The following is a 4,477-nucleotide window of genomic DNA, read 5'->3' as shown; positions in this document are numbered from 1 at the left end:
CTGCCATTTCGCAGGCTTGCGGCCGCCCCTTTTGGCTATCCAGCAGAGCGCGCCGCAGCTTTCCGGCCGCCCGGAAGCAGGCGCTACCGCTCTTGCCTTTCTAGCATATCATAGTATTCCGCGAAATGGCGAAGCTCCTCCGGCGTCAGAATCGAGAGATACTGATCCAGCGAGATCAAGGAGCGGCGCTGGCCTTCGGCCCGGATGTGCTCCCCCTTTTCAGTGAGTGTTACCACTACGGCTCTGCGGTCATTCTCGTCCGGCTCCCGGCTGATCAGACCACTCGCCTCCATACGGTCAAGCATAACCGTAACCGCACTCGACTTCACCTCCATCCGTTCGGCAAGCCTTACCACCCGGGCCCTGCCTTCATGCGCTATCATATTGAGCAAGATGAACTGGGGGAACGTTAGTCCAAGCTCCGCATTAAGCCCGATCCCGGAAATGATTTTGCGCTGCACCCTCCACATTGATAATCCGATTTGTTCGACAAGCGGATCAATCTGTCGCGACATTTGCGTCTCAGCTCCGTTTCATTGTTATAGTTCCAGCGTATCATTTTGCCCGGTTCCCATACAAGGTTCCATCTTATTAACTCTTTTATGAAAGAGACTTAAATTTCCACTAAATTTTCAAGAGCGAGCAGCCGTTAACTAAGATAAGAGGACTACATAATAAGGCACAGTCAAGCAAGCCTCTATCTGATATAATTCATAATGCTGTCTATACATTTTGTTTATATAAATGGGGGAATATGATGAAATTGGCAACTAAATTAACCTGGATGATGCTGGTTGTGCTTTTGCTCGTGGGGTCCTCCATCGGATTCTTCGGCTACCGCGCCGCCTATAGCCAGCTGGATGAGGCTGCAGGCCTCGAACTTGTGGGCTGTGCCAATATTACAACCGGACTAGTCGATCCCGGAGAGATTAGTGCTCTGGCCTCAGGCGACAGAAGCAATCTTAGCGCCATTGAGGACAAGATCAGCTGGATTGTAACGCATAAGCCGATCTTCAAGGAAGCCTTTATTTTATCGCTGGACGGAAAAATTCTTGCCGCCGATATGAACATGAAAGCCAGAGGGTACAAAGCAGGGGATTCCTTCTATTTCAGCGAAGAAGACAAGTCCATGATTACGACCATGAAGCACTCTACTTACTCCAAAGTGTACACTTACCAGGGAACCTCTCTAAAAACCGGCTACGGCCCGATCTATCAGGAAAATGACCCAACCAAACCGATTGTCGCCCTGATGGCCATCAACTTTGACGGTCCTCTCGTCAAGGAGAGAACGATGGATATTATCATCAAGCCTTTTATCATCGGCGCTTCCATTCTTGTTGCCGCCATTCTGATTGTTTATTTCCTTATCCGTCGTATGATCAGCCCGCTGTCCAGACTGTCCCGCGTCGTCAATCAGGTTGCCCATGGCCATCTTAACCATGAGCCTCTGGAGCTTAACAGCAAGGATGAAATCGGCACGCTGACCCGGGACTTTAATGAAATGACCAACAACCTGGGCAGGCTGATTACCGAAGTGAACGAAACCTCCCTGCAGGTTGCCTCATCGTCCCAGGAGCTGTCGGCAAGCGCGCAGGAAACGAACCGGACCGGCGAACATACCGTCAACGTAACGATGGAGCTTGCGGAAGGAGCGCAAGTACAGCTGCGGCACCTGGAGAGCAGCTACCAGGCGGTGCAGGAAATGTCCAGGTTTATTGCCGAAATCGCACAAAATGCCGACCAGGCCATGAACGATGCCATTAAGGGCGCCGATAAGGCACGGACCGGAAGGGATTCCATGGATTCCACGACCCGGCAGATGAAGATTATGAGCGGAAGTATCGAAGACCTGTCCGGCATCATACATACACTGGCCGGCCACTCCAAGGAAATCGAGAGCATCGTCGGCACCATCGCGAGCATCGCGGCGGAGACGAACCTGCTGGCGCTGAATGCGGCAATTGAAGCCGCCCGCGCCGGCGAAGAAGGCCGCGGCTTCGCCGTTGTCGCCCATTCAGTCCGCAAGCTGGCTGAGCGGTCGGGCGATTCCGCCAGACAAATCGGCGAGCTGCTGGGCCTGATTGTCGCCCAGATGGATCTGGCCGGAGAGACGATGGACCGTTCGACCGTGGAAATGCAGCAGGGCACAGTAATGGTGACGAGTGCCGGGCAGTTCTTCTCGGAGATTGAAGGTTCCGTCTCCCGGATGGCGACCCAAAGCCAGGAGGTCTCCGAAACGATGCAGCAGCTGGCAGAAATCGCAGACGGAATGGTGGAGGCGATCCAGAGCACTGTCAGCGTATCCAACCAGACCTCGGCCAACGCGGAGAGCCTGTCGGCCGCTTCGCAGCAGCAGCTCGCCGCTATGCAGGAGGTTGAAGCCTCCTCCGCTTTCCTCTCCTCCCTTGCGGACAAGCTGCAGAAGCTTGTGGAGCAGTTCAAGGTGGCTTAGGTAAACCTCCCCTTGGTATAAATATAGCAGGCCAGGGGGCCGGAATGATTCCGGCCCCCTGGCTGTTTTTCATAGGGCGGCCTGAAGCTCTCCTTCAGCCGCCCTCATTATGTATGATTATCTATTGTCCAAGTCAACAAACGTTTATACCGCCGCCGCATTATCCACAAACCACTGCCCCAGCTCGTGAACAGGCATCGGCCGTCCGTAATAATAGCCCTGCATAACCCGGCAGCCCAGCGATTGCAGCAGTTCGATCTGCTCCGGCGTTTCCACGCCCTCCGCGACAACCTCCATATTCAGGTTGCTGGCGATGGCGATAATGTTGCTGATGATCGCTTTCTTGGAATGCATTTTGCTCTTTCGGATGAACACCTGGTCGATCTTGAGCGTATTAACCGGGATTTCATCCAGATTCCCCAGCGAAGAGAAGCCTGTCCCGAAATCGTCGAGCGATACTCTGACACCCAGCTTGCGCAGCTTGGACAGCTGAGCCACCGTCTCTTCCATATTGTTCATCGCAATGGACTCCGTAATTTCAAGCTCCAGATATTGCGGGTCCAGCCCGGAACGCGACAGGGCCTCCACCACAACCTCATAAAGATCCTCGGACTCAAACATCCGCGCCGACATATTGATGGATACGGCGACCGAAGCGACTCCTTCCTTATGCCAGAGCAAGTTCTGGCTGCACACCTCATGCAGCATCCAGTAAGTAATCGGCACAATCAGCCCCGTCTCTTCCGCAATGGGAATGAACTCGGCCGGAGAAATAATGCCATGCTCGGGATGCCGCCAGCGCAGCAGCGCTTCCAGCCCAACGGTGATATTCATCAGCGAATCCCACTTCGGCTGGTACACGACCAGGAATTCCGATTGCGCAAGCGCCTTGCGCAGATCCTTCTCCAGCGACATTCGCCGCAGTTGATGCCTGTTCATTTCGGAATCGAACATACTGAATTTATTCTTGCCGGAATCTTTTGACGTGTATAGCGCGGTATCCGCCGCCTTCATCAAGGACGACCGATCGGTTCCGTGCGCCGGAGCCATACTGATGCCGACACTGGCGGTGACATACAGATCATTGTCCTCGATCCGGAAGGACTTCTTGATATCCTGGAGAATGCGCTGCGCTTCCTCCGCCGCCTCATCCGGGGAGAAGCCGGGCTCGGCGATCAAAAACTCGTCCCCGCCCAAACGAAATACCTTCCCCCGCGGGCTTACGTTTCTAAGCAGCCTCGCAGCCACTTCCTGTAGCAGCATATCGCCTATATCGTGGCCAAGCGTGTCGTTAATGGACTTGAACCGGTCCAGATCGATGAAGAATACGGCTCCGGAGCCCCCGTGAAGAAACCTGTCTTTGAAGTAGCGCTCCAGCCCGTGGCGGTTCGGCAATCCGGTTAATGGATCATGATAGGCCATCCGCTCAAGCACATGCCGGTCCAGGAAGACGGCTCCTCCGGTTATTCCGAACATGAACAGGGTGACGAGAGACACGCCCACCAGCAGAATAACATCGCTCTGCATCTGGGACGCGCCCGTGCCAAGCCCGCTGCCGTAAGCGAAATGGCCGGTTCCCAGGCTGGTGTTGTGAATACTGCTTATTGCAATACCGAGCAGCAGCGCAGAATATAGCTTCCACCGGTTAAATCCCGGAGAATCCTTGAATCGGCCCATCAGCATGATACCCGTACAAGAGGCGATAAGCGTAACCATGACACAGACGCTTTGCCCCGGCAAATTATAGCGGATATGCGTGTCCAGCTTCATCCAGGACATGCCCGCATAATGCATCACGGAAATTCCCGCACCCAGCAGCAGCCCGCTCGCGGCGGAGCGCAGGAACGTCATGAGCCTCCCCTGCGAAACGGACAGCCCGAAGTAGCAGAAGGCGGTTCCGGCAAACATGGACAGGATCGCCATAACCGCGTTGTAACGCCCGCCAAACGGCAGGCCGCTGACCAGAATCCCGATATAGTGGATCGCCCAAACCCCGATTCCAAGCACGCAGGCTCCCGACAG

At 54.7% G+C, this 4,477-nt stretch carries 3 protein-coding genes; 1 reads left to right on the top strand and 2 read right to left on the bottom strand.

Features of this window, described 5'->3' with window-relative positions:
- Nucleotides 1–83 precede the first annotated feature (83 nt).
- Nucleotides 84–515: a MarR family winged helix-turn-helix transcriptional regulator gene (locus L692_RS0106835; protein WP_025698363.1), complete on the bottom strand. Its 432-nt coding sequence runs from the start codon at nt 513–515 to the stop codon at nt 84–86.
- A 242-nt stretch (nt 516–757) separates the two neighbouring features.
- Here L692_RS0106835 and L692_RS0106830 point away from each other — a divergent pair, with 242 nt between their 5' ends.
- Nucleotides 758–2,455, top strand: coding sequence for a methyl-accepting chemotaxis protein (locus tag L692_RS0106830; RefSeq protein WP_025698362.1), 1,698 nt, complete (start codon nt 758–760; stop codon nt 2,453–2,455).
- A 144-nt stretch (nt 2,456–2,599) separates the two neighbouring features.
- Here the strand turns inward: L692_RS0106830 and L692_RS0106825 are convergent.
- Nucleotides 2,600–4,477, bottom strand: a 1,878-nt coding sequence (locus tag L692_RS0106825; protein WP_025698359.1) for a bifunctional diguanylate cyclase/phosphodiesterase, incomplete at its 5' end; no start/stop codon positions are given.

The sequence above is a fragment of the Paenibacillus forsythiae T98 genome (genome assembly GCF_000520735.1).
Classification (GTDB): Bacteria; Bacillota; Bacilli; order Paenibacillales; family Paenibacillaceae; genus Paenibacillus_AQ; species Paenibacillus_AQ forsythiae.
Note: the sequence above shows the minus strand (reverse complement) of the source record. Positions and strands in the feature narration are given on the sequence as shown.

Coding starts and splice junctions, on each gene's coding strand:
- L692_RS0106835 (WP_025698363.1), bottom strand. CDS start 515: ATGTCGCGACAGATTGATCCGCTTGTCGAACAAATCGGATTATCAATG.
- L692_RS0106830 (WP_025698362.1), top strand. CDS start 758: ATGAAATTGGCAACTAAATTAACCTGGATGATGCTGGTTGTGCTTTTG.